This is a genomic window from Pseudomonas sp. MWU12-2345 (assembly GCF_023242385.1).
Taxonomy (GTDB): Bacteria; Pseudomonadota; Gammaproteobacteria; order Pseudomonadales; family Pseudomonadaceae; genus Aquipseudomonas; species Aquipseudomonas gingeri_D.
Genome location: NZ_JALLJA010000014.1, coordinates 105,432 through 128,558 on the forward strand (window position 1 = coordinate 105,432; position 23,127 = coordinate 128,558).

Sequence of the window (23,127 nt, forward strand, 5' to 3'; positions counted from 1 at the left end):
CGTAGCCTTCGGGGCTGTCGGCACCTGGGATTGCGGAGAAAGTAAATGAGCGCGCTCTATATGATAGTCGGCACCCTGGTGGCCCTGGGTGTGCTGGTGACCTTCCACGAATTCGGCCATTTCTGGGTGGCCCGTCGTTGCGGCGTCAAGGTCCTGCGTTTTTCCGTGGGCTTCGGCATGCCGCTGCTGCGTTGGCACGATCGCCAGGGCACCGAGTTCGTGGTCGCCGCGATTCCGTTGGGCGGCTACGTGAAAATGCTCGACGAGCGCGAGGCTGAAGTCCCGCCGGAGCTGCTCGACCAGGCCTTCAATCGCAAGTCGGTGCGCCAGCGCATCGCAATCGTCGCCGCCGGCCCGATTGCCAACTTTCTCCTGGCCATCGTGTTTTTCTGGGGTCTGGCGATGCTCGGTAGCCAGCAGGTGCGTCCGGTCATCGGTACCGTGGAAAGCGGTAGCCTGGCCGAGAAGGCCGGGTTGAGCAGCGGTCAGGAAATCGTCGCCGTCGATGGCGAGCCGACCACCGGTTGGGGCGCGGTCAATCTTCAGTTGGTGCGTCGCCTGGGGGAAAGCGGCACCCTGCAGTTGCGGGTCCGTGAGCCTGGCTCGACGGCCGACTCGCCCCGCGAACTGGCACTGGACCATTGGCTGCAAGGCGCCGACGAGCCCGATCCAATCAAGTCTCTGGGGATTCGCCCATGGCGTCCGGCGCTGGCGCCGGTGCTGGCCGAACTCGATCCGAAGGGCCCGGCCCAGGCCGCCGGCCTCAAGACCGGCGACCGCCTGTTGGCGGTGAATGACCAGCCCCTGAACGATTGGCAGCAGGTGGTGGATTGGGTCCGTGTACGTCCTGATACCAAAATTGTGCTGCACGTCGAGCGTGATGGTGCTCAAATCGACGTCCCGCTGACCTTGGCCAGCCGCGGCGAAGGCAAGGCGGCGAGCGGTTACCTGGGGGCCGGCGTCAAGGCGGTGGACTGGCCGCCGGAGATGGTTCGAGAGGTCAGCTACGGGCCTCTGGCGGCGATTGGCGAAGGTGCTCGACGCACTTGGACCATGAGCGTCCTGACCCTGGACTCGCTGAAGAAAATGTTGTTCGGCGAGCTCTCGGTAAAAAACTTGAGTGGACCGATAACCATTGCTAAAGTGGCGGGCGCTTCGGCCCAGTCGGGCGTCGCTGATTTCCTGAATTTCCTGGCTTATCTGAGTATCAGCCTCGGGGTTCTGAATTTGTTGCCCATCCCGGTACTGGATGGGGGGCATTTGCTGTTTTATCTGATCGAGTGGGCGCGTGGTCGTCCCTTGTCGGATCGGGTGCAAGGTTGGGGGATTCAGATCGGTATCAGTTTGGTGGTTGGGGTGATGTTGCTTGCCCTGGTCAACGATCTGGGTCGACTGTAACGCTTCGCGAAAATTGCGAATCTGCCGCATTGTGCGGCAGTTTGTTTATTGCCAGTTGGAATAAGAAAGGACTTCATGAAACGTCTGCTGCTAACTGCGGTTCTCACCGTATTGATGATCGCCGAAGTTCACGCCGAGTCCTTCACTATCTCCGATATTCGTGTCAATGGCCTCCAGCGGGTATCCGCTGGTAGCGTGTTTGGCGCGTTACCGTTGAATGTCGGGGAGCAAGCGGATGACCGTCGCCTGGTGGAATCCACTCGCGCGCTGTTCAAAACCGGTTTCTTCCAGGATATCCAGCTGGGGCGCGAAGGTAACGTCCTGGTCATCACGGTCGTTGAACGACCTTCGGTGGCCAGCATCGATATCGAAGGCAACAAGGCGATCTCGACTGACGACTTGATGAAGGGGCTGAAACAGTCCGGCCTGGCCGAGGGTGAAATCTTCCAGCGTGCGACCCTTGAAGGCGTGCGTAACGAACTTCAGCGTCAGTATGTGGCCCAAGGCCGCTACTCGGCCGAGGTCGAGACCGAAGTCGTTCCCGAGCCGCGTAACCGCGTGGGCTTGAAGATCAAGATCAACGAAGGCACCGTCGCCGCGATCCAGCACATCAACGTGGTGGGTAACTCGGTATTCAAGGACGAAGACCTGATCGATCTGTTCGAACTCAAGACCACCAACTGGCTGTCGTTCTTCAAGAACGATGACAAGTATGCCCGCGAAAAGCTCTCCGGTGACCTGGAACGCTTGCGCTCCTACTACCTGGACCGCGGCTATATCAACATGGATATCGCCTCGACCCAGGTGTCCATCACCCCGGACAAGAAAAGCGTCTATATCACGGTCAACGTCACCGAAGGCCAGAAGTACAAGGTCCGCGACGTGAAGCTCAGTGGTGACCTGAAGGTGCCGGAAGACCAGGTCAAGTCCCTGCTGCTGGTGGAGAAGGGCCAGGTGTTCTCGCGCAAGCTGATGACCACCACCTCGGAACTGATCACCCGCCGCCTGGGTAACGACGGCTACACTTTCGCCAACGTCAACGGCGTACCGACGCCGCACGATGACGATCACACCGTCGATATCACCTTCGTGGTCGACCCGGGCAAGCGTGCCTACGTCAACCGTATCAACTACCGTGGCAACACCAAGTCCGCGGACGAAGTGCTGCGTCGTGAAATGCGTCAGATGGAGGGCGGTTGGGCTTCCACCTACCTGATCGACCAGTCCAAGACCCGTCTTGAACGCCTGGGCTTCTTCAAGGAGGTCAACGTCGAAACCCCGGCTGTTCCGGGTGTCGATGACCAGGTTGACGTGAACTACACCGTGGAAGAGCAAGCCTCGGGTTCGATTACCGCCAGCGTCGGTTTTGCCCAGAGCGCCGGTCTGATCCTGGGCGGTTCGATCACCCAGAACAACTTCCTCGGTACCGGTAACAAGGTCAGCATCGGCCTGACCCGCAGCCAGTACCAGAGCCGCTATAACTTCGGTTATGTCGACCCCTACTGGACGCCGGACGGTGTCAGCCTGGGCTACAACGTGTTCTACCGCACCACTGACTACAGCGAACTCGATGTCAGCGTTGCCAGCTATGCCGTGGACAGCCTGGGTGCTGGCGTCAGCGTCGGTTACCCGATCAACGAGACATCGCGCCTGACCTTCGGCCTGACGGCCCAGCAGGACAAGATCCAGACCGGCCAGTACACCGTCGACGAAATCTTCAACTTCGTTAACACCCAGGGCGACGAGTTCCTGAACTACAAGGCCTCCCTCGGCTGGTCGGATTCGACCCTGAACAAAGGCGTCCTGGCGACCCGTGGTCACTCCCAGAGCCTGACCCTGGAAAGCACCATCCCAGGCAGTGACCTGTTGTTCTTCAAACTCGACTACCGTGGTCAGGTATTCCAGCCGTTGAGCGACACCTACACCATGCGTTTCCATACCGAATTGGGTTACGGCGACGGCTATGGTTCGACCAACGGCCTGCCGTTCTATGAGAACTACTACGCTGGTGGTTTCAACTCGGTACGTGGTTTCAAGGACAGTACCCTGGGCCCACGTGGTACGCCAAGTCGCGGTGTGGATGTGACCGGTAACGCCGGTACGATTGCCGATACCAGCACGAATCCATTGCCGTTCGGTGGTAACGTACTGATTCAAGGTGGTGCGGAGCTGTTGTTCCCGCTGCCATTCGTGAAAGACCAGCGTTCGCTGCGCACCTCGCTGTTCTGGGACGTGGGTAACGTATTCGACTCCAAGTGCGAACAGGTCCGTAACACCAATGGCACGCTGTCGCAGACGCAGTGCAACGACATCAGTTTCAGCAATATGGCCAGTTCCGTGGGTGTTGGCGTGACCTGGGTAACCGCCCTGGGGCCATTGAGTTTTGCCCTGGCCGTGCCGGTCAAAGAGCCTAGTAACGCTGAAACCCAGGTGTTCCAATTCTCCCTCGGTCAGACCTTCTAACGGCCTGACCCTAGATAACGACAACGGATTTTGTAGGAGTTTATTGTGCGTAAGTTGACTCAACTGGTTCTGCTGGCCACTGTTCTGGTAGCGACCCCGGCCTTTGCCGAAATGAAAATCGCGGTCCTGAACTATCAGATGGCCCTGCTGGAATCCGACGCAGCCAAGAAGTACGCCGTCGATGCCGAGAAGAAGTTCGGTCCGCAACTGACCAAGCTCCAGGCCCTGGAAAGCAGTGCCAAGGGTATCCAGGATCGTCTGGTGGCCGGTGGCGACAAGATGCAGCAGGGCGAACGCGAGCGTCTGGAGCTGGAATTCAAGCAAAAGGCCCGTGACTTCCAGTTCCAGTCCAAGGAACTGAACGAGCAAAAAGCCGTTGCTGACCGCGAGATGCTCAAGCAGCTCAAGCCCAAGCTGGATAGCGCCGTGGAAGAAGTCATCAAGAAAGGTGCCTTTGACCTGGTGTTCGAGCGTGGCGCCGTGATCGATGTCAAACCGCAGTACGACATCACCCGCCAGGTGATCGAGCGCATGAACCAGCTGAAGTAATCCATGACAGCGACCATCAAGCTCGGCCAATTGGCCGAGATCCTCGGTGCCACCCTACGTGGCAACGAGGAGAAACAAATCACTGGGCTAGCCACCTTGCAGGAGGCTGGCCCAGCTCAGTTGAGCTTTCTGGCAAATCCCCAGTACCGCAAATACCTCACTGACAGCCAGGCCGGCGCCGTGTTGCTCAAGGCCGCCGACGCCGAAGGTTATGCCGGCGATGCGCTGGTGGTGGCTGATCCTTACCTGGCCTATGCGCGTATTTCGCACCTGTTCGATCCCAAGCCCAAAGCGCCTGCCGGGATTCACCCGAGCGCGGTGGTGGCTGCCGATGCCCAGGTCGATCCGACCGCCAGTATCGGTGCCTTTGCGGTGATCGAGAGCGCTGCGCGGATTGGTGCTGGCGTGACCATCGGCGCCCAGTGTTTTGTCGGTGCTCGCTGTGAAATCGGCGAAGGCGGCTGGCTGGCGCCACGGGTCACGCTTTACCACGACGTGCGCATCGGCAAGCGGGTGGTGATCCAGTCTGGTGCCGTGCTCGGCGGTGAAGGCTTCGGCTTCGCCAATGAAAAGGGTATTTGGCAGAAAATTGCCCAGATCGGTGGCGTGACCGTCGGTGATGATGTGGAGATCGGCGTCAATACCGCCATCGACCGCGGTGCCCTGGCCGACACGATCATTGGCAACGGGGTCAAGCTCGACAACCAGATTCAGATCGCCCACAACGTTCAGGTCGGCGATCACACGGCCATGGCCGCCTGCTGCGGGATTTCCGGCAGCACCAAGATCGGCAAGCACTGCATGCTCGCCGGTGGCGTCGGCCTGGTGGGGCATATCGAGATTTGCGACAACGTCTTCCTGACCGGGATGACCATGGTCACCCACTCGATTACCGAGCCGGGTGCCTATTCTTCCGGTACGGCGATGCAGCCGGCCGCCGAGTGGCGCAAGAGCGCGGCGCGTATTCGCCAGCTCGACGACATGGCCCGGCGCCTGCGGCAGCTGGAAAAGCGGGTAGGCGACGTGACCCCGGACGGTAATGCTTCATCAGATGGCTGATACCATTTTCCATATCAAGTAGCCGCCTGGGTTTGTACGCAAGCTGCCTTCTTGATTTGCTAGAGGAGCCGCGCGTGGCGCGCTCCCACTCTTTACTACAGGCTTCCCCACGAAATGATGGACATCAAAGAGATTCGCGAATACCTGCCTCACCGTTACCCGTTCCTGCTGGTGGACCGGGTGGTGGAACTGGATGTCGAGGCCCAGCGCATTCGTGCCTACAAGAATGTCAGCATCAACGAGCCTTTCTTCAACGGCCACTTCCCGGCGCATCCGATCATGCCGGGCGTGCTGATTATCGAAGCCATGGCCCAGGCTGCCGGCATCCTCGGTTTCAAGATGCTCGACGTGAAGCCTTCCGACGGTACCCTGTACTACTTCGTCGGCTCCGACAAGCTGCGTTTCCGCCAGCCGGTACTGCCGGGCGACCAGTTGATCCTCGAAGCCAAGTTCATCAGCTGCAAGCGCAAGATCTGGAAGTTCGAGTGCCAGGCTTCGGTTGACGGCAAGCCGGTCTGCTCGGCCGAGATCATCTGTGCGGAACAGAAAGTATGAGTTTGATTGACCCTCGCGCAATCATCGATCCCACGGCCGTACTGGCCGAGGGCGTTGAGGTCGGCCCCTGGTCGATCGTCGGCGCAGGTGTGGAAATCGGCGAGGGGACAGTGATCGGGCCGCATGTGATTCTCAAGGGCCCGACCCGGATCGGCAAACACAACCGCATCTACCAGTTTTCCTCGGTAGGCGAAGACACGCCCGATCTCAAGTACAAAGGCGAAGAGACGCGCCTGGTCATTGGTGACCACAACGTTATCCGCGAAGGTGTGACCATCCACCGGGGCACGGTACAGGATCGCTCGGAAACCACCCTGGGCGACCACAACCTGATCATGGCCTACGCCCATATCGGTCATGACAGCGTGATCGGCAACCACTGCATCCTGGTCAACAACACCGCGTTGGCCGGGCATGTGCACATGGGGGATTGGGCGATCCTCTCGGGGTTCACCCTGGTCCATCAGTTCTGCCATATCGGCGCCCACAGCTTTTCCGGCATGGGCACCGCCATCGGCAAGGATGTTCCTGCCTATGTCACGGTCTTCGGCAACCCCGCTGAAGCCCGTAGCATGAACTTCGAAGGCTTGCGTCGGCGTGGTTTCAGCGAGGAAGTGCTCCACGCCCTGCGCCGGGCCTACAAGGTGGTGTACCGCCAGGGGCTGACGGTGGAACAAGCCATCGCCGAGCTGGCCGAACCTGCCGCGCAGTACCCGGAAGTGGCGGTGTTTCTCGATTCGATCCAGTCCTCGACCCGCGGCATCACCCGCTGATCATGGCGACTTTGCGAATTGCGCTGGTCGCCGGGGAAGCCTCCGGCGACATTCTCGGCTCTGGTCTGATGCGGGCGCTCAAGGCCAGGCATCCTGAAGTCGAGTTTATCGGGGTCGGTGGCCCGCTGATGCAGGCCGAAGGCCTGGTTTCCTATTTCCCCATGGAGCGGCTGTCGGTGATGGGCCTGGTGGAAGTGCTCGGCCGTCTGCCTGAGCTGCTCAAGCGCCGCAAATTGCTGATCCAGACGCTGATTGCCGAAAAGCCCGATGTGTTTATTGGCATCGATGCGCCGGATTTCACCCTGAATATCGAATTCAAGCTGCGCCGTGCCGGGATCAAGACCGTGCATTACGTCAGCCCGTCTGTCTGGGCCTGGCGGCAGAAGCGGGTGCTGAAGATCCGCGAAGGCTGTGACCTGATGCTGACGCTGTTCCCTTTCGAAGCGCGCTTCTATGAAGAGAAGGGCGTGCCGGTGCGGTTTGTCGGACATTCCCTGGCCGACGCCATCCCCTTGCAGGCCGACCGTGGGCAAGCGCGGGCCGAACTCGGCTTGCCGGACGGTCCGTTGGTGGCGCTGATGCCGGGCAGTCGTGGCGGCGAAGTCGGGCGCCTGGGCGGCTTGTTCCTCGATACCGCGCAACGCCTGCGGGAGATGCATCCCGCTATCCGTTTTGTCATGCCCTGCGCCAGCCCGCAGCGGCGTACCCAGATCGAGGCCTTGCTGGTGGGGCGCGATCTGCCGCTGACCCTGCTCGACGGCCAGTCCCACACGGCCCTGGCCGCCTGCGACGCGGTGTTGATCGCCTCGGGTACGGCGACGCTGGAGGCCTTGCTGTACAAGCGTCCGATGGTGGTCGCCTATCGTCTGGCGCCACTGACCTTCTGGATCCTCAAGCGTCTGGTAAAAAGCCCCTACATCTCGTTGCCCAACCTGCTGGCCCAGCGTCTGCTGGTGCCCGAGTTGTTGCAGGATGACGCAACCCCCGAGGCCCTGGCGCAGACCTTGTCGCCGCTGATCGAGGGCGGCGAAGAACAGACCCGGGGCTTCGACGAAATCCATCGCACCTTGCGCCTGGATGCCTCGAACCAGGCCGCCGACGCGGTGTTGAAGCTGATCGGAAAAGCCGTATGAGTAGCGTGAAAATGCAGATGGGATTGGACTTCACCCTGGTGGCCGATGCCGAAGACCTGGTGGCCGGTGTCGACGAAGTCGGTCGTGGCCCGCTTTGCGGCGCGGTTGTGACTGCGGCGGTGATCCTCGATCCCAGGCGCCCGATCCTCGGCCTCAACGACTCGAAGAAACTCACCGAGGCCCGGCGCGAAAAGCTCTACGACGAAATCCGTGAAAAGGCCCTGAGCTGGTGTATCGCCCGCGCCGAAGTCGAGGAAATCGATGAACTGAACATTCTGCATGCCACCATGCTGGCAATGCAGCGGGCGGTCGAAGGCCTGCATATCCAGCCCAAGCTGGCGATGATCGACGGCAACCGTTGCCCGAAGTTGCCGATGCCAGCCGAAGCGGTGGTCAAGGGCGATAGCAAGGTGCCGGCGATCGCGGCGGCGTCAATCCTGGCCAAGGTCAGCCGTGATCGTGAAATGGCAGCTGTCGAATTGATCTACCCGGGTTATGGCATCGGCGGGCATAAGGGCTATCCGACACCGGTGCACCTGGAAGCCTTGCAGCGGCTGGGGCCGACGCCGATTCACCGACGCTCCTTCGCGCCGGTACGGCTGGCCTATGAGAGTCATGGGCGGTCCGGCGAACTTTAACGCTGCTGATGTTTTAGCCAAGGCCCGGTACAATCCGGCGTCTTAAAGCGTAGCGAGCGAAGGTAAGACAAGGCGAAAAGAGGCGAGAAAGCGCAGTTGACTGCAGTCAATGAGCATTTCGAGCCTCTTTTCAACGCAGGATTACCGAGCGCAGTAGCTTTAAGCGCCGGATTTCCGGGCCTTGTTGTTTCTACAGATATAGACAGGATCACTATGCCGGCTTCATTCGTTCATCTACGCCTGCACACTGAGTACTCCCTGGTCGACGGCCTGGTTCGGATCAAGCCGCTGGTCAAGGCCCTGAACGGCCTGAACATGCCCGCCGTGGCGGTGACCGACCAGAACAACATGTGTTCCCTGGTCAAGTTCTACAAGGCCGCCATGGGCGCCGGGATCAAGCCGATCTGCGGCGCCGACCTGTGGCTGTCGAACAAGGATCCCGATGCCCCGCTGAGCCGCATCAGCCTGCTGGCGATGAACGCCGTCGGCTACCGCAACATCACCGAGCTGATTTCCCGTGGCTATATCGATGGCCAGCGCAACGGCATGGTCATCATCGAGCGCGAGTGGGTGGCCGAGGCCAGCGAAGGCGTGATCATGCTTTCGGCGGCCAAGGAGGGCGAGATCGGCATGGCCCTGCTCGGCGACAACGCCGCTGAAGCCGAAGCCCTGGCCCGCGAATGGATGGCGGTGTTCCCGGACCGTTTCTACCTGGAAGTCCAGCGTACCAACCGTCCCAACGACGAAGAGCAGTTGCACGGCGCCGTGGCCCTGGCCGACAAGCTGGGTGCGCCGCTGGTGGCGACCAATGATGTGCGCTTTATCAAGCAGGAAGACTTCGAGGCCCACGAAACCCGCGTCTGCATCGGTGAGGGCCGGGCCCTCGACGATCCGCGCCGTTCGAAGAACTACAGCGACCAGCAATACCTCAAAAGCGCCGAGGAAATGGCCGAGCTGTTCAGCGACCTGCCCGACGCCCTGGAAAACAGCGTCGAGATCGCCAAGCGCTGCAATATCGAAGTGAAGCTGGGCAAGCACTTCCTGCCCAACTTCCCGATCCCCGATGGCATGACCATCGACGAATATTTCCGCAAGGTGTCCTTCGACGGCCTCGAAGAACGCCTGTCGGTCCTGCTGCCCAGGGACACCACCGAAGACTATGAAGCCAAGCGCCAGGTCTATGTCGACCGGCTGAATTTCGAGCTGGATATCATTATCCAGATGGGTTTCCCCGGTTACTTCCTGATCGTGATGGACTTTATCCAGTGGGCCAAGAGCAACGGCGTGCCCGTGGGTCCTGGCCGGGGGTCGGGTGCCGGTTCCCTGGTGGCCTACGTACAGAAGATCACCGACCTCGACCCGCTGGAATATGACCTGCTGTTCGAACGTTTCCTCAACCCGGAGCGGGTTTCCATGCCCGACTTCGACGTCGACTTCTGCATGGATGGTCGCGACCGGGTGATCGACTACGTGGCCGAGAAGTACGGCCGCAACGCCGTGAGCCAGATCATCACCTTCGGTTCCATGGCCGCCAAGGCGGTGGTGCGCGACGTGGCGCGGGTCCAGGGCAAGTCCTACGGCCTGGCGGATCGCCTGTCGAAGATGATCCCCTTCGAAGTCGGCATGACCCTGGAAAAAGCCTACGAGCAGGAAGAGATCCTGCGCGACTTCATCAAGGTCGATGAAGAAGCGGCGGAAATCTGGGAGATGGCGCGCAAGCTCGAAGGCGTGGTGCGTAACGTCGGTAAACACGCCGGTGGCGTGGTGATCGCGCCGACCAAGCTGACCGACTTCTCGCCGATCTACTGCGACGAGGAAGGCGACGGCCTGGTGACCCAGTTCGACAAGGACGACGTGGAGGCGGCCGGCCTGGTGAAGTTCGACTTCCTCGGCCTGCGGACCCTGACGATCATCGACTGGGCGCTGAAGACCATCAACCGGGATCGCGCCAAGGTCAACGAACCGCCGCTGGATATCGCCTTTATCCCGCTGGACGACAAGCCGACCTACAGCCTGTTGCAGAAGGCCGAGACCACGGCGGTGTTCCAGCTGGAATCCCGTGGTATGAAGGAACTGATCAAGAAGCTCAAGCCCGACTGCCTGGAAGACCTGATCGCACTGGTGGCGCTGTTCCGTCCGGGCCCGCTGCAGTCCGGCATGGTGGACGACTTCATCAACCGCAAGCACGGTCGCGCCGAACTGGCATATCCGCACTCCGATTACCAGTACGAAGGCCTCAAGCCGGTGCTGGCGCCGACCTACGGCATCATCCTGTATCAGGAACAGGTGATGCAGATCGCCCAGGTCATGGCCGGTTACACCCTCGGCGGCGCGGATATGCTGCGCCGGGCCATGGGTAAGAAAAAGCCCGAGGAAATGGCCAAGCAGCGCGGCGGTTTCATCGAAGGTTGCGCGAGCAACAATATCGATCCGGACCTGGCGGGTAACATCTTCGACCTGGTGGAGAAATTCGCCGGTTACGGTTTCAACAAATCCCACTCCGCCGCCTACGGCCTGGTTTCCTACCAGACCGCCTGGCTGAAGGCCCACTACCCGGCGCCGTTCATGGCCGCGGTACTGTCCGCGGATATGCACAACACCGACAAGGTCGTGACCTTGATCGAGGAAGTGCGCACCATGAAGCTGCGCCTCGACGCGCCGGACGTGAACGCCTCGGAGTTCAAGTTCACGGTGAACGACGAAGGCCGGATCATCTATGGCCTCGGCGCGATCAAAGGCGTCGGCGAAGGGCCGGTGGAGGCGATCACCGAAGCACGCCAGGAGGGGCCGTTCAAGGACCTGTTCGATTTCTGTGCCCGGGTCGACCTCAAGCGTATCAACAAGCGCACCCTCGACGGCTTGATCCGTAGCGGGGCGCTGGATCGCCTTGGCCCGTATTTCCATGACGAGACCAAGGCCTACCAGGCCAATATCGACCGTAACCGCGCGGTGTTGCTGGCGGCGATGGAAGAGGCGATCAAGGCCGCCGAGCAGACTGCGCGGACCCACGACAGCGGCCATGCCGACCTGTTTGGCGGGCTGTTCGTCGAAGAAGATGCCGATGTCTACGCCAATCACCGCAAGGCCAAGGAACTGACCCTCAAGGAGCGGCTGAAGGGCGAGAAAGATACCCTCGGCCTCTACCTCACCGGTCACCCGATCGACGAGTACGAAGGCGAGATCCGCCGCTTTGCCCGTCAGCGAATCATCGACCTGAAGCCGGCCCGGGATACCCAGACAGTCGCCGGGATGATCATCAACCTGCGGGTGATGAAAAACAAAAAAGGCGACAAGATGGGCTTTATCACCCTCGACGACCGTTCGGCACGGATCGAGGCCTCGTTGTTCGCCGATGCCTTCATGTCGGCCCAGTCGCTGCTGCAGACCGATGCCATGGTGGTGGTCGAAGGCGAGGTCAGCAACGACGACTTCTCCGGCGGCCTGCGCCTGCGGGTCAAGCGGGTGATGAGCATGGAAGATGCGCGCACCAACCTGGCCGAAAGCCTGCGCCTGAAGCTGCAAAGTGCCGCGCTCAAGGGCGATCAACTGCGCTGGCTGGGGGAATTGCTCGGCAAGCACCGGGGGGCCTGCCCGATCACCCTGGAGTACACCGGCAGCGACGCCAAGGCCTTGTTGCAGTTCGGCGAGAGCTGGCGGATCGACCCGGCGGACAGTCTGATTCAGGCATTGCGTGACCAGTTCGGGCGAGACAACGTCTTCCTCCAATACCGTTAGGACGGTGGCGCACTTGGTGCGCGCCGACCTTGACCCTATTTTTAATCTCGACCTGAGCGCGCCATATCCCGTAAGGTAGGGCGCGATACAGATCAATCGGCCGGCCAGGCTGTGTAAAAACTACTGTGCTCGACCCAAGACGGATGCTTATGAACCCGAATTTTCTTGATTTCGAACAGCCGATCGCTGACCTGCAAGCCAAGATCGAAGAGCTGCGCTTGGTCGGTAACGACAATTCGCTGAATATCGGCGATGAGATCTCCCGCCTGCAGGACAAGAGCAACACGCTGACCGAAGATATCTTTGGCAAGCTGACCAGCTGGCAGATCGCGCGTCTGGCGCGTCACCCGCGTCGTCCGTATACCCTGGACTACATCAACCACATCTTCACCGAGTTCGACGAACTGCACGGCGATCGGCATTTCTCCGACGACGCGGCGATTGTCGGCGGTATTGCCCGCCTGGACGACCAGCCGGTGATGATTATCGGCCACCAGAAGGGCCGTGAAGTGCGCGAGAAGGTCCGTCGCAACTTCGGTATGCCGCGTCCGGAAGGCTACCGCAAGGCTTGCCGCCTGATGGAAATGGCCGAGCGCTTCAAGATGCCGATCCTGACCTTTATCGACACCCCGGGTGCCTACCCGGGCATCGACGCCGAAGAGCGCAACCAGAGCGAAGCGATTGCCTGGAACCTGCGGGTGATGGCGCGGCTGAAAACGCCGATCATCGCCACCGTGATCGGTGAGGGTGGTTCCGGCGGTGCCTTGGCCATCGGCGTGTGCGACCAGTTGAACATGCTGCAGTACTCGACTTACGCGGTGATTTCCCCGGAAGGCTGTGCTTCCATTCTGTGGAAAACCGCCGATAAAGCCCCGGACGCCGCCGAAGCCATGGGCATCACGGCCGAGCGCCTCAAGGGCCTGGGGATCGTCGACAAGGTGATTTCCGAGCCCCTGGGCGGCGCCCATCGCGATCCGGCCACGGCGGCGGCCTCGATTCGTGCCGAACTCAGCACGCAGTTGGCTATGCTGAAGAAGTTCGACAACGATGCGCTGCTGGCTCGTCGTTACGAGCGTCTGATGAGCTACGGTCTCTGATAGCGCGCGTTATCGTTCGTGAGCCAGCGCGGGGGGCAACCCATGCGTCAGCCTGATATCGATCTGCCTTCCAGGCTGCTCGAAGCCCTTTCGCCCTGGCGTAATGCCCAGACCTGGCGGATCGGCTTCTCCGGCGGCCTGGACTCCACCGTGCTGCTGCACCTGCTCGCCAGCCTGGCGAAAACCCGGCCCCTGCCCAGGATTGCCGCCTTGCATGTCCATCACGGGCTGCAGGCGGCGGCCGACGGCTGGCCGGCACATTGCCAGGCCGTCTGTGATGAACTCGGGATACCTTTGCAGGTGATCCGTGTCAGCGTGCAATTGGGCGCCAGTCTTGAGCGCGCCGCCCGCGATGCGCGTTACCTGGCCTTTGCCGGGGTCACCCAGTTGCACGACGTACTGCTCACCGCCCAGCATCGCGAAGACCAGGCCGAAACCCTGCTCTTTCGACTGCTGCGCGGCGCCGGGGTGCGTGGCCTGGCGGCCATGCCGGCGCAGCGCGAGGTCGGCGGCGGCTATCTGGTGCGGCCTCTGCTGGACGTTTCCCGGGCCGAGCTCGAGGGTTATGCCCGTCAGCACAAGCTGCGCTGGATCGAAGACCCGTCCAACAGTGACCAGCAGTTCTCGCGCAACTTCCTCCGTCACCGGGTTTTTCCCGGACTGACCGAGCGCTGGCCGCAAGCGGTGAGCAGCATGGTGCGCAGCGCCGCGCACCTGCGCGAGGCCCAGGAGCTGCTCGACGAACTGGCCGAAGTCGACCTCGACGATGCCCTGGCGCATTCCCGGCATGTCTGGCTTGGCATACCGTCGCTGGCCCTCGACGCCTTGATCGACCTGTCTCCGGCCCGGCAGCGCAACGCCCTGCGGCATTGGCTGGCACCGTTGACCCGGCTGCCGGACAGCGACCATTGGGCTGGTTGGGACGATCTGCGCGATGCCGCCCATGATGCCCGGCCGAAATGGCGCCTGGCCGAGGGCGAGCTGCACCGTGCCGACGAGCATTTATGGTGGTTGAGCGGGTCCTGGTTGCGCCAGCCGTCGGCGGATATCGCCTGGAACTGCCCGAATCGACCGCTGGAGCTGCCGGACAATGGCGAACTGCTGGTGGTCGGCGAGGCACCGGCCGGTCCCTTGCAGGTTCGCTATCGTCAGGGTGGTGAGGTTTTGCACCTGCCGGACCGCGGACACCGCGATCTGAAGCGCCTGCTTAACGAAAGTGGGGTGCCCTGGTTTGTCCGCGGCCGATTGCCGCTGCTCTATCGAGGCGACGAATTGCTGGCCGTGGCGAACCTGCCGGGCCTGGACGGCGGGGCGTTGGGTGACTGGCATTTGCATTGGCAGCCACCTTCGAGCGATCAAGGTTTGAGCTGAAAGGCGCTTTCCGGTAGACTACGCTCCCTTCTTGATACAACTTCTGTGGATTGCCAGCAATTGCAGGAGTTGCCGATTACCAGGCTGTCTTTGCCGGGCGATTCCAAAAAATGTGTAGCGCGCACCGTACCGCGGGTTCAACCCTGCGGACCGTCTCAACGCAGCAGTTTTTCGAAAGGTGCACTGTGATGATCGCAGGTAATCGGGGGCTTCGGCCTTCCTTCGCTTTCCCCGGCGGCTCGGACCGCTTTAACGCAGACTTCTAGGGTTTTTCATGACGCGCTACATATTCGTCACGGGCGGTGTTGTTTCTTCATTGGGGAAAGGCATTGCCTCGGCTTCATTGGCGGCCATCCTGGAGGCGCGGGGACTGAAAGTCACCATGCTCAAGCTGGATCCGTACATCAACGTCGATCCGGGCACCATGAGCCCGTTCCAGCACGGTGAAGTCTTCGTCACCCACGACGGTGCCGAGACCGACCTGGACCTGGGTCACTACGAGCGGTTCATCCGCACGACCATGACCCAGAACAACAACTTCACCACGGGCCGTGTCTACGAGCACGTGCTGCGCAAGGAGCGTCGTGGTGATTACCTGGGGGCCACCATCCAGGTGATCCCGCACATCACCGACGAGATCAAGCGCCGCATCATCAAGGGCGCCGGCGATGCCGACGTGGCCCTGGTGGAAATCGGCGGCACGGTCGGCGACATCGAGTCGCAACCGTTCCTCGAGGCCATCCGCCAGTTGCGTTTCGAAGTCGGCGCCAAGCGCGCGATGCTGATGCACCTGACCCTGGTGCCGTACATTGCCACCGCCGGCGAAACCAAGACCAAGCCGACCCAGCACTCGGTCAAGGAGCTGCGCTCCATCGGCCTGCAGCCGGACGTGCTGGTCTGCCGTTCCGACCACCCGATCGATATCTCGTCGCGTCGCAAGATCGCCCAGTTCACCAACGTTGAAGAACGTGCGGTGATTGCGCTGGAAGACGCCGATACCATCTACAAGATCCCCGGCATCCTGCACTCCCAGGGCCTGGATGATTTCGTCGTCGAGCGTTTCGGCCTGCAATGTGGCGGTGCCGACCTGTCCGAGTGGGAAGCGGTGGTCGACGCCAAGCTGAACCCGGAACACGAAGTCACCATCGCCATGGTCGGCAAGTACATGGAGCTGCTGGACGCCTACAAGTCGCTGATCGAAGCGATGAGTCACGCCGGCATCACCAACCGTACCAAGGTCAACCTGCGTTATATCGACTCCGAAGACATCGAAAACCAGGGCACCGCACTGCTCGAAGGCGTTGACGCCATCCTGGTTCCTGGTGGTTTCGGCCTGCGTGGCGTGGAAGGCAAGATCACCGCCGTCCAGTACGCTCGCGAGAACAAGGTGCCGTACCTGGGTATCTGCCTGGGCATGCAAGTGGCGGTCATCGAGTTCGCCCGTAACGTGATGGGCTGGAAAGACGCCAACTCCACTGAGTTCGATCGCACCAGCGGTCACCCGGTGGTCGGCCTGATCACCGAGTGGGAAGATGCCACCGGCGTGGTCGAGACCCGTAGCGAAAGCTCCGACCTGGGCGGCACCATGCGCCTCGGTGCCCAGGATTGCCTGCTCGAAGCCGGATCCCTGGTGCACGATTGCTATGCCAAGGACGTGATCGTCGAGCGTCACCGTCACCGTTACGAAGTGAACAACAAGCTGCTGCCGCAGATCATCGAAGCCGGCCTGAAGATTTCCGGTCGCTCCGGTGATGGCTCGTTGGTGGAAGTGGTCGAGGCCCCGGATCATCCATGGTTCGTCGCTTGCCAGTTCCACCCCGAGTTCACCTCGACCCCGCGCGACGGCCATCCGCTGTTCAGCGGTTTCGTCAAGGCGGCCTTGGCTCAACACCAGAAGAACGCGTGATCTCGGAGAGATAAGAGCATGGCCCAAAAGATCATCCGCGTAGGCGACATCGAGATTGCCAACGACAAGCCGATGGTGCTGTTCGGCGGCATGAACGTACTGGAAAGCCGGGACATGGCGATGCAGGTCTGTGAAGAGTACGTGAAAGTGACCGAGAAACTCGGTATTCCTTACGTATTCAAGGCGAGCTTCGACAAGGCCAACCGTTCGTCCGTCACCTCCTACCGTGGCCCCGGCCTGGAAGAAGGGATGCGGATTTTCCAGGACATCAAGCAGGCGTTTGGCGTGCCGATCATTACCGACGTCCACGAGCCGGCCCAGGCGGCCGTGGTCGCCGAGGTCTGCGACATTATCCAGTTGCCGGCCTTCCTGTCGCGCCAGACCGACCTGGTGGTGGCCATGGCCAAGACCGGCGCGGTGATCAACATCAAGAAGGCCCAGTTCCTCGCGCCCCAGGAAATGAAACACATCCTGAGCAAGTGCGTGGAAGCGGGCAACGACCAGTTGATCCTCTGCGAGCGCGGTTCGAGCTTCGGCTACAACAACCTGGTGGTGGACATGCTCGGCTTCGGCATCATGAAGCAGTTCGAATACCCGGTGTTCTTCGACGTGACCCACGCCCTGCAGATGCCGGGCGGTCGCTCGGATTCCGCCGGTGGCCGTCGGGCCCAGGTCACCGACCTGGCCAAGGCCGGCATGAGCCAGGGTCTGGCCGGGCTGTTCCTGGAAGCGCATCCGGACCCGGACAACGCCAAGTGCGACGGGCCTTGTGCCCTGCGCCTGGACAAGCTGGAACCGTTCCTGGCCCAACTCAAGGCTTTGGACACACTGGTGAAGAGTTTTCCGACGGTAGAAACCGCGTAATCCTTAAATCTCCGGTAAAGTACCGCACGATTCAAGGCTCTGGACTCGGGTTCAGAGCCTTTTCGTCTGCAAGGCTGCCCATTTTTCATTCGCTTGCCGACGATCAAAGATTTCCTTCAGCTGCGTCGTTTTCGTCAACTTTGGAGTGTTTACAACAATGGCAAAAATCGTCGACATCAAAGGTCGTGAAGTTCTCGACTCCCGTGGCAACCCCACCGTGGAAGCGGACGTGCTTCTGGACAACGGCATCATCGGCAGCGCTTGCGCGCCGTCCGGTGCTTCCACCGGTTCGCGTGAAGCGCTGGAACTGCGTGATGGCGACAAGAGTCGTTACCTGGGCAAGGGCGTGCTGAAGGCCGTCGGCAACATCAACGGCCCGATCCGTGAGCTGCTGCTGGGCAAGGACCCTTCCGACCAGAAGGCCCTGGACCACGCGATGATCGCCCTGGACGGTACCGAGAACAAGGCGACCCTGGGCGCCAACGCCATCCTCGCCGTGTCCCTGGCCGCCGCCAAGGCTGCTGCCCAGGACCAGGACCTGCCGCTGTACGCACACATCGCCAACCTCAATGGCACGCCGGGTGTCTACTCCATGCCGGTGCCGATGATGAACATCATCAACGGCGGCGAGCATGCCGACAACAACGTCGACATCCAGGAATTCATGGTTCAGCCGGTGGGCGCCAAGACCTTCTCCGAAGGCCTGCGCATGGGCACCGAGATTTTCCATCACCTCAAAGCCGTGCTGAAGGCCCGTGGCCTGAGCACCGCTGTCGGTGACGAAGGTGGTTTCGCGCCGAACCTGGCGTCCAACGAAGACGCTTTGAAAGTGATCTCCGAAGCCGTGGCCAATGCCGGTTACAAGCTGGGCACCGACGTGACCCTGGCCCTGGACTGCGCGGCCAGCGAATTCTACGAAGACGGTAAATACAACCTGTCCGGCGAAGGCCAGGTGTTCACCGCCGAAGGTTTCGCCGACTACCTGAAAGGCCTGACCGAGCGTTACCCGATCATCTCCATCGAAGATGGCCTGGACGAGTCCGATTGGGCTGGCTGGAAGATTCTCACCGACAAGGTCGGCGAGAAGACCCAGCTGGTGGGCGACGACCTGTTCGTGACCAACACCAAGATCCTGAAGGAAGGCATCGACAAGAAGATCGCCAACTCCATCCTGATCAAGTTCAACCAGATCGGCACCCTGACCGAAACCCTGGAAGCCATCCAGATGGCCAAGGCCGCCGGCTATACTGCGGTGATCTCGCACCGTTCCGGTGAAACCGAGGATTCGACCATTGCCGACCTGGCCGTGGGTACCGCTGCAGGCCAGATCAAGACCGGTTCGCTGTGCCGCTCCGACCGCGTCTCCAAGTACAACCAACTGCTGCGTATCGAAGAGCAACTGGGCGCCAAGGCCAAGTACAACGGTCGCTCCGAGTTTCGCGGTTAAGCAGTAGATGGTAAAAAGACACCAGATTGTGTCGGAAAAGTCGCTATCGCGAGTTTTTTAGCACTAATCTGATGCTTTGAGAGCACAAGCCTGGTTCTTCCAGGCTTCGTGCTATCAGTCGGTTCGAAATGGTTGGCATGGCTGTCTTTTCCACTGGATAACTGAAATTCGATGCGCAGTCCCAATTGGTTGTTCCTCGTTCTGCTCTTGCTGCTGGCTGGCCTGCAGTACCGCCTTTGGGTGGGCAATGGGAGCCTGGCGCAGGTAGCCGACCTGACACAGCAAATTGCCGAACAGCATGCCGAAAACGAGCGTCTGCTGGAGCGTAATCGCGTGCTTGACGCGGAAGTTCTTGAACTGAAGAAAGGCATGGAGACCGTTGAAGAACGTGCTCGCCATGAACTGGGCATGGTCAAGGACGGTGAAACCCTTTATCAGCTGGCGCAATGACTGAATTCTCTCTACCGGCCTTCTGGGCCGTGATTCCTGCCGCGGGCGTCGGTGCCCGTATGGCCGCGGACCGTCCCAAGCAGTATCTGTCCCTGGGCGGACGCACGATTCTCGAACATAGCCTTGGCTGTTTCCTCGATCATCCGGGCTTGAAGGGCCTGGTGATTGCCCTTGCCGCCCACGATCCCTACTGGCCGGGCCTTGCTTGTGCCACGGATTCGCGTATCCAGCGGGTCGATGGTGGCGGCGAACGGGCCGATTCGGTACTCAATGCCTTGCTGCACCTGCATACCCTGGGGGCGGTGGAGGACGATTGGGTGTTGGTCCATGATGCGGCGCGGCCCAATTTGTCCCGTGGCGATCTCGATACCTTGCTCGGTGAGTTGGCCGATGACCCGGTGGGTGGGCTACTGGCCGTGCCGGCGCGGGATACGCTCAAACGCGTCGACAAGCACGGGCGGGTCCTGGAAACCATCGACCGCAGTTTGATCTGGCAGGCCTATACGCCGCAGATGTTCCGCCTGGGTGCCTTGCACCGGGCCCTGGCGGATAGCCTGGTGGCCGATGCAACCATCACCGATGAAGCCTCGGCGATGGAATGGGCGGGCCAGGCGCCGCGCCTGATCGAAGGGCGTTCGGACAATATCAAGGTCACCCGGCCTGAAGACCTGGAGTGGTTGCGTTTGCGCTGGGCTAATCGTCGCTGAGGGCACCGGTCAAACGCTGTACTCGGGCCGTTTGGCCAATCCTTCCTTGAGATGATCCACCAGCTTGCGCACTTTCGGCGACAGGTGCCGCTGTTGCGGATACAGCGCCCATACCGCCGTATTCGGTGGCTGATGGGCTTCGAGCAAGGAGATCAGCGTGCCGTTGTGCAAATGCTCCAGCACGTAATAGTCCGGCAGCTGACACAACCCAACCCCCTGCAGCGCCGCATCCAGCACCGCCTGCCCACTGTTGCAGCGCCAATTACCCTGTACCCGCTGGGAAAACTCCCGCCCGTCCTGCTCCAGTTGCCAGATATCCGAACTGCCGATCAGGCAGTTATGCCGGCTCAATTCCGACAGGCTATGGGGGCGACCATAACGTTCCAGGTAGGACGGTGACGCGCACAGGTACATCCGCCGTGGCGCCAGCCGGGTCGCCACCAGCCGCGAATCCTGCAAACGGCCCAACCGAATCGCCAGGTCCAAGCCCTCATGTACCAGGTCCAGGGTACGGTTGCTCAACTCGATATCCACCCGCAACTGCGGATGCAGCCCCATGAAACTGGTCACCAGCGGCACGATAAAACGTTCGCCATAAGCCACGGCGCAGGTCATGCGCAACATACCCTTGGGTTCGCTGGTCAGGTCGCCCACCGCGCGCAGGGCTTCCTCGCGGCCGTCCTGCAGACGCTGGCAATGCTGCAGGAACGTCTGCCCGGCTTCGGTCAGGGTCACCCGCCGGGTGCTGCGATAGAGCAGGCGGGTTTGCAGGCGCTCTTCCAGCCGGGCGATTTGCCGGCTGATATGGGACGAGGATACCCCGAGGCGCTCCGCCGCCGCCGTGAACTGGCTGCATTCGGCCACCGCGACGAACTCGTCGATGCCTTCCCAGCGGTTATCATTCATTGGATTGTCCCTGTACAGCAATAATGTTTTGCTTTTGACTGGATTATTAATCAATCAAGGCTGATTTACACTCAGGTTTTCGTTGTTCACTTTTCAGGAGTTGCTGGATGATCAAGTCACGTGCTGCCGTTGCCTTCGAGGCCAAGAAACCCCTCGAGATCGTCGAAGTCGATGTCGCCATGCCCAAGGCCGGCGAAGTGCTGTTGCGTGTCGTGGCCTCCGGCGTTTGCCACACCGACGCCTACACCCTGTCCGGCGCGGACCCGGAAGGTATCTTTCCGTCGATCCTCGGCCACGAAGGCGGCGCGATTGTCGAGGCGATCGGCGAGGGTGTGACCTCGGTGGCGGTGGGCGACCACGTCATCCCGCTCTACACCCCGGAATGCGGCAAGTGCAAATTCTGCCTGTCGGGCAAGACCAACCTCTGCCAGGCCATTCGCGCCACCCAGGGCAAGGGCCTGATGCCGGACGGCACTTCACGTTTCGCCTACAAGGGCGAGACGATTTTCCACTACATGGGCACCTCGACCTTCTCCGAGTACACCGTGTTGCCGGAAATCTCCGTGGCCAAGATCTCGAAAGACGCACCGCTGGAGAAGGTCTGCCTGCTCGGTTGCGGCGTCACCACCGGGATCGGCGCGGTGCTCAACACCGCCAAGGTCAAGCCGGGTGACACCGTGGCGATCTTCGGCCTCGGCGGTATCGGTCTGTCGGCGGTGATCGGTGCGGTCAAGGCCAAGGCGGCGCGGATCATTGCCATCGACATCAACCCGGCCAAGTTCGAAATCGCCCGGCAACTGGGCGCCACCGATTGCGTCAACCCGAAAGATTTCGATCGTCCGATCCAGGAAGTGATTGTCGATATGACCGATGGCGGCGTGGACTTTTCCTTCGAGTGCATCGGTAATGTGCAATTGATGCGTGCGGCCCTGGAGTGCTGCCACAAGGGCTGGGGTGAGTCGGTGATCATCGGCGTCGCCGGTGCCGGCCAGGAAATTTCCACCCGTCCGTTCCAATTGGTGACCGGGCGCGTCTGGCGTGGTTCGGCCTTTGGTGGCGTGCGCGGGCGCAGCGAGCTGCCGAGCTACGTGGAAATGGCGCAGAAGGGCGAGATCCCGCTGGATACCTTCATCACCCACACCATGGGCCTGGAAGATATCAACAAGGCGTTCGACCTGATGCATGAAGGCAAGAGCATTCGCACCGTCATTCATTTCTGAGGTCGGTCATGAGCCTGGAAAACCTGTCCTGCCAGAAAAGCTTCGGCGGCTGGCACAAACGCTACAAGCACCATTCCGAAGTCCTCGGCTGCGACATGGTGTTCGCTGTCTATCTGCCGCCACAGGCCGAGCAGGGCGGCAAGCTGCCGGTGCTGTACTGGCTGTCCGGCCTGACCTGCACCGACGAGAACTTCATGCACAAGGCCGGTGCCCAGCGCCTGGCTGCCGAGCTGGGGCTGATCATCGTCGCGCCGGACACCAGTCCGCGCGGCGCCGACGTGCCCGGTGACCCCGACAAGGCCTGGGACTTCGGCCTGGGTGCCGGTTTCTATCTCAATGCGACCCAGCAACCCTGGGCCCAGCACTACCGGATGCACGATTACGTGGTGCATGAGCTGCCGGCGCTGGTCGAGGCGCACTTCCCGGCCTCGGACAAGCGCGGTATCAGCGGTCATTCCATGGGCGGGCATGGCGCGCTGGTCTGCGCCTTGCGCAACCCCGGGCGCTATCAGTCGTTGTCGGCATTCGCGCCGATCAGCAATCCGATGGATTGTCCCTGGGGGCAAAAGGCTTTTTCCCGTTATCTGGGGGAAGAGCGCTCGCGCTGGCGTGAGTGGGATGCTTGCGTGCTGATCGCCGAGGCCACTGAAAAGCTGCCGATCCTGGTGGATCAGGGCGATCGCGACGATTTCCTGGCCAACCAGCTCAAGCCCGAGGCGCTGCAACAGGCGGCGAAGCTGGCGCAACATCCGCTGACGTTGCGGCTGCAACCGGGCTACGACCACAGCTATTTTTTCATCGCCAGTTTCATTGATGACCACCTGCGTCACCACCACGCAGCTCTTAGCGGTTAATC

At 61.1% G+C, this 23,127-nt stretch carries 19 protein-coding genes; 18 read left to right on the forward strand and 1 reads right to left on the reverse strand.

From position 1 onward, the window contains the following. The first annotated feature begins 45 nt into the window (after positions 1–45). From rseP to ispD, 16 genes are all read left to right on the forward strand, one after another. Positions 46–1,398 carry a sigma E protease regulator RseP gene (gene rseP, locus M5C71_RS24195; RefSeq protein ID WP_103496380.1) on the forward strand — a complete coding sequence of 451 codons (1,353 nt, stop codon included), beginning with the start codon at positions 46–48 and terminating at the stop codon, positions 1,396–1,398. 75 nt (positions 1,399–1,473) lie between these two features. Further along, positions 1,474–3,861, forward strand: a complete 2,388-nt coding sequence (bamA, locus tag M5C71_RS24200; RefSeq protein ID WP_248768888.1) for an outer membrane protein assembly factor BamA — start codon at positions 1,474–1,476, stop codon at positions 3,859–3,861. A gap of 45 nt (positions 3,862–3,906) precedes the next feature. After that, complete coding sequence (locus M5C71_RS24205; protein ID WP_103496382.1) at positions 3,907–4,410, forward strand: OmpH family outer membrane protein; 504 nt, start codon at positions 3,907–3,909, stop codon at positions 4,408–4,410. A gap of 3 nt (positions 4,411–4,413) precedes the next feature. Further along, positions 4,414–5,469, forward strand: coding sequence for a UDP-3-O-(3-hydroxymyristoyl)glucosamine N-acyltransferase (lpxD, locus tag M5C71_RS24210; protein WP_103496383.1), 1,056 nt, complete (start codon positions 4,414–4,416; stop codon positions 5,467–5,469). Positions 5,470–5,583: 114 nt separating this feature from the next. Beyond that, positions 5,584–6,024, forward strand: a complete 441-nt coding sequence (gene fabZ / locus M5C71_RS24215; RefSeq protein ID WP_040064770.1) for a 3-hydroxyacyl-ACP dehydratase FabZ — start codon at positions 5,584–5,586, stop codon at positions 6,022–6,024. Then, entirely contained in the window at positions 6,021–6,797 is a 777-nt protein-coding gene (gene lpxA, locus M5C71_RS24220; protein ID WP_103496384.1) for an acyl-ACP--UDP-N-acetylglucosamine O-acyltransferase, read from the forward strand. The genes fabZ and lpxA overlap by 4 nt, the downstream gene beginning before the upstream one ends. A 2-nt stretch (positions 6,798–6,799) precedes the next feature. After that, positions 6,800–7,930: a lipid-A-disaccharide synthase gene (gene lpxB / locus M5C71_RS24225; RefSeq protein WP_248768889.1), complete on the forward strand. Its 1,131-nt coding sequence runs from the start codon at positions 6,800–6,802 to the stop codon at positions 7,928–7,930. 11 nt (positions 7,931–7,941) lie between these two features. Further along, positions 7,942–8,568 (forward strand): ribonuclease HII, encoded by a 627-nt coding sequence (gene rnhB / locus M5C71_RS24230; protein WP_248768905.1) that lies wholly within the window; start codon positions 7,942–7,944, stop codon positions 8,566–8,568. Between the two features lie 213 nt (positions 8,569–8,781). Further along, entirely contained in the window at positions 8,782–12,303 is a 3,522-nt protein-coding gene (dnaE, locus tag M5C71_RS24235) for a DNA polymerase III subunit alpha (protein WP_103496387.1), read from the forward strand. Positions 12,304–12,452: 149 nt separating this feature from the next. Continuing rightward, positions 12,453–13,400, forward strand: a complete 948-nt coding sequence (locus M5C71_RS24240) for an acetyl-CoA carboxylase carboxyltransferase subunit alpha (RefSeq protein ID WP_103496388.1) — start codon at positions 12,453–12,455, stop codon at positions 13,398–13,400. Positions 13,401–13,442: 42 nt separating this feature from the next. After that, the gene (tilS, locus tag M5C71_RS24245) at positions 13,443–14,771 is read left to right on the forward strand and encodes a tRNA lysidine(34) synthetase TilS (protein ID WP_177099789.1); all 1,329 of its coding nucleotides are present in this window, start codon (positions 13,443–13,445) and stop codon (positions 14,769–14,771) included. A gap of 274 nt (positions 14,772–15,045) precedes the next feature. Further along, positions 15,046–16,677 carry a CTP synthase gene (locus tag M5C71_RS24250; RefSeq protein WP_103496390.1) on the forward strand — a complete coding sequence of 544 codons (1,632 nt, stop codon included), beginning with the start codon at positions 15,046–15,048 and terminating at the stop codon, positions 16,675–16,677. An 18-nt stretch (positions 16,678–16,695) separates the two neighbouring features. Beyond that, a complete protein-coding gene (gene kdsA, locus M5C71_RS24255; RefSeq protein ID WP_100938597.1) occupies positions 16,696–17,541 on the forward strand; it encodes a 3-deoxy-8-phosphooctulonate synthase in 846 nt (281 codons plus the stop codon). 157 nt (positions 17,542–17,698) lie between these two features. Beyond that, entirely contained in the window at positions 17,699–18,988 is a 1,290-nt protein-coding gene (gene eno / locus M5C71_RS24260) for a phosphopyruvate hydratase (RefSeq protein WP_248768890.1), read from the forward strand. 171 nt (positions 18,989–19,159) lie between these two features. Next, a complete protein-coding gene (ftsB, locus tag M5C71_RS24265; RefSeq protein WP_017906255.1) occupies positions 19,160–19,438 on the forward strand; it encodes a cell division protein FtsB in 279 nt (92 codons plus the stop codon). Continuing rightward, a complete protein-coding gene (ispD, locus tag M5C71_RS24270) occupies positions 19,435–20,145 on the forward strand; it encodes a 2-C-methyl-D-erythritol 4-phosphate cytidylyltransferase (RefSeq protein ID WP_152740229.1) in 711 nt (236 codons plus the stop codon). The genes ftsB and ispD overlap by 4 nt, the downstream gene beginning before the upstream one ends. Positions 20,146–20,154: 9 nt before the next feature. Here ispD and M5C71_RS24275 read toward each other — a convergent pair whose 3' ends face one another. After that, positions 20,155–21,051: a LysR substrate-binding domain-containing protein gene (locus tag M5C71_RS24275; protein WP_103496393.1), complete on the reverse strand. Its 897-nt coding sequence runs from the start codon at positions 21,049–21,051 to the stop codon at positions 20,155–20,157. Between the two features lie 107 nt (positions 21,052–21,158). Between M5C71_RS24275 and M5C71_RS24280 the strand changes: the two genes are divergently transcribed. Both M5C71_RS24280 and fghA read left to right on the forward strand, forming a co-directional pair. Next, positions 21,159–22,271 (forward strand): S-(hydroxymethyl)glutathione dehydrogenase/class III alcohol dehydrogenase, encoded by a 1,113-nt coding sequence (locus tag M5C71_RS24280; protein ID WP_248768891.1) that lies wholly within the window; start codon positions 21,159–21,161, stop codon positions 22,269–22,271. Positions 22,272–22,279: 8 nt separating this feature from the next. Next, on the forward strand, positions 22,280–23,125 hold the full coding sequence (gene fghA, locus M5C71_RS24285; protein ID WP_103496395.1) for an S-formylglutathione hydrolase: 846 nt from the start codon (positions 22,280–22,282) through the stop codon (positions 23,123–23,125). Positions 23,126–23,127 lie beyond the last annotated feature (2 nt).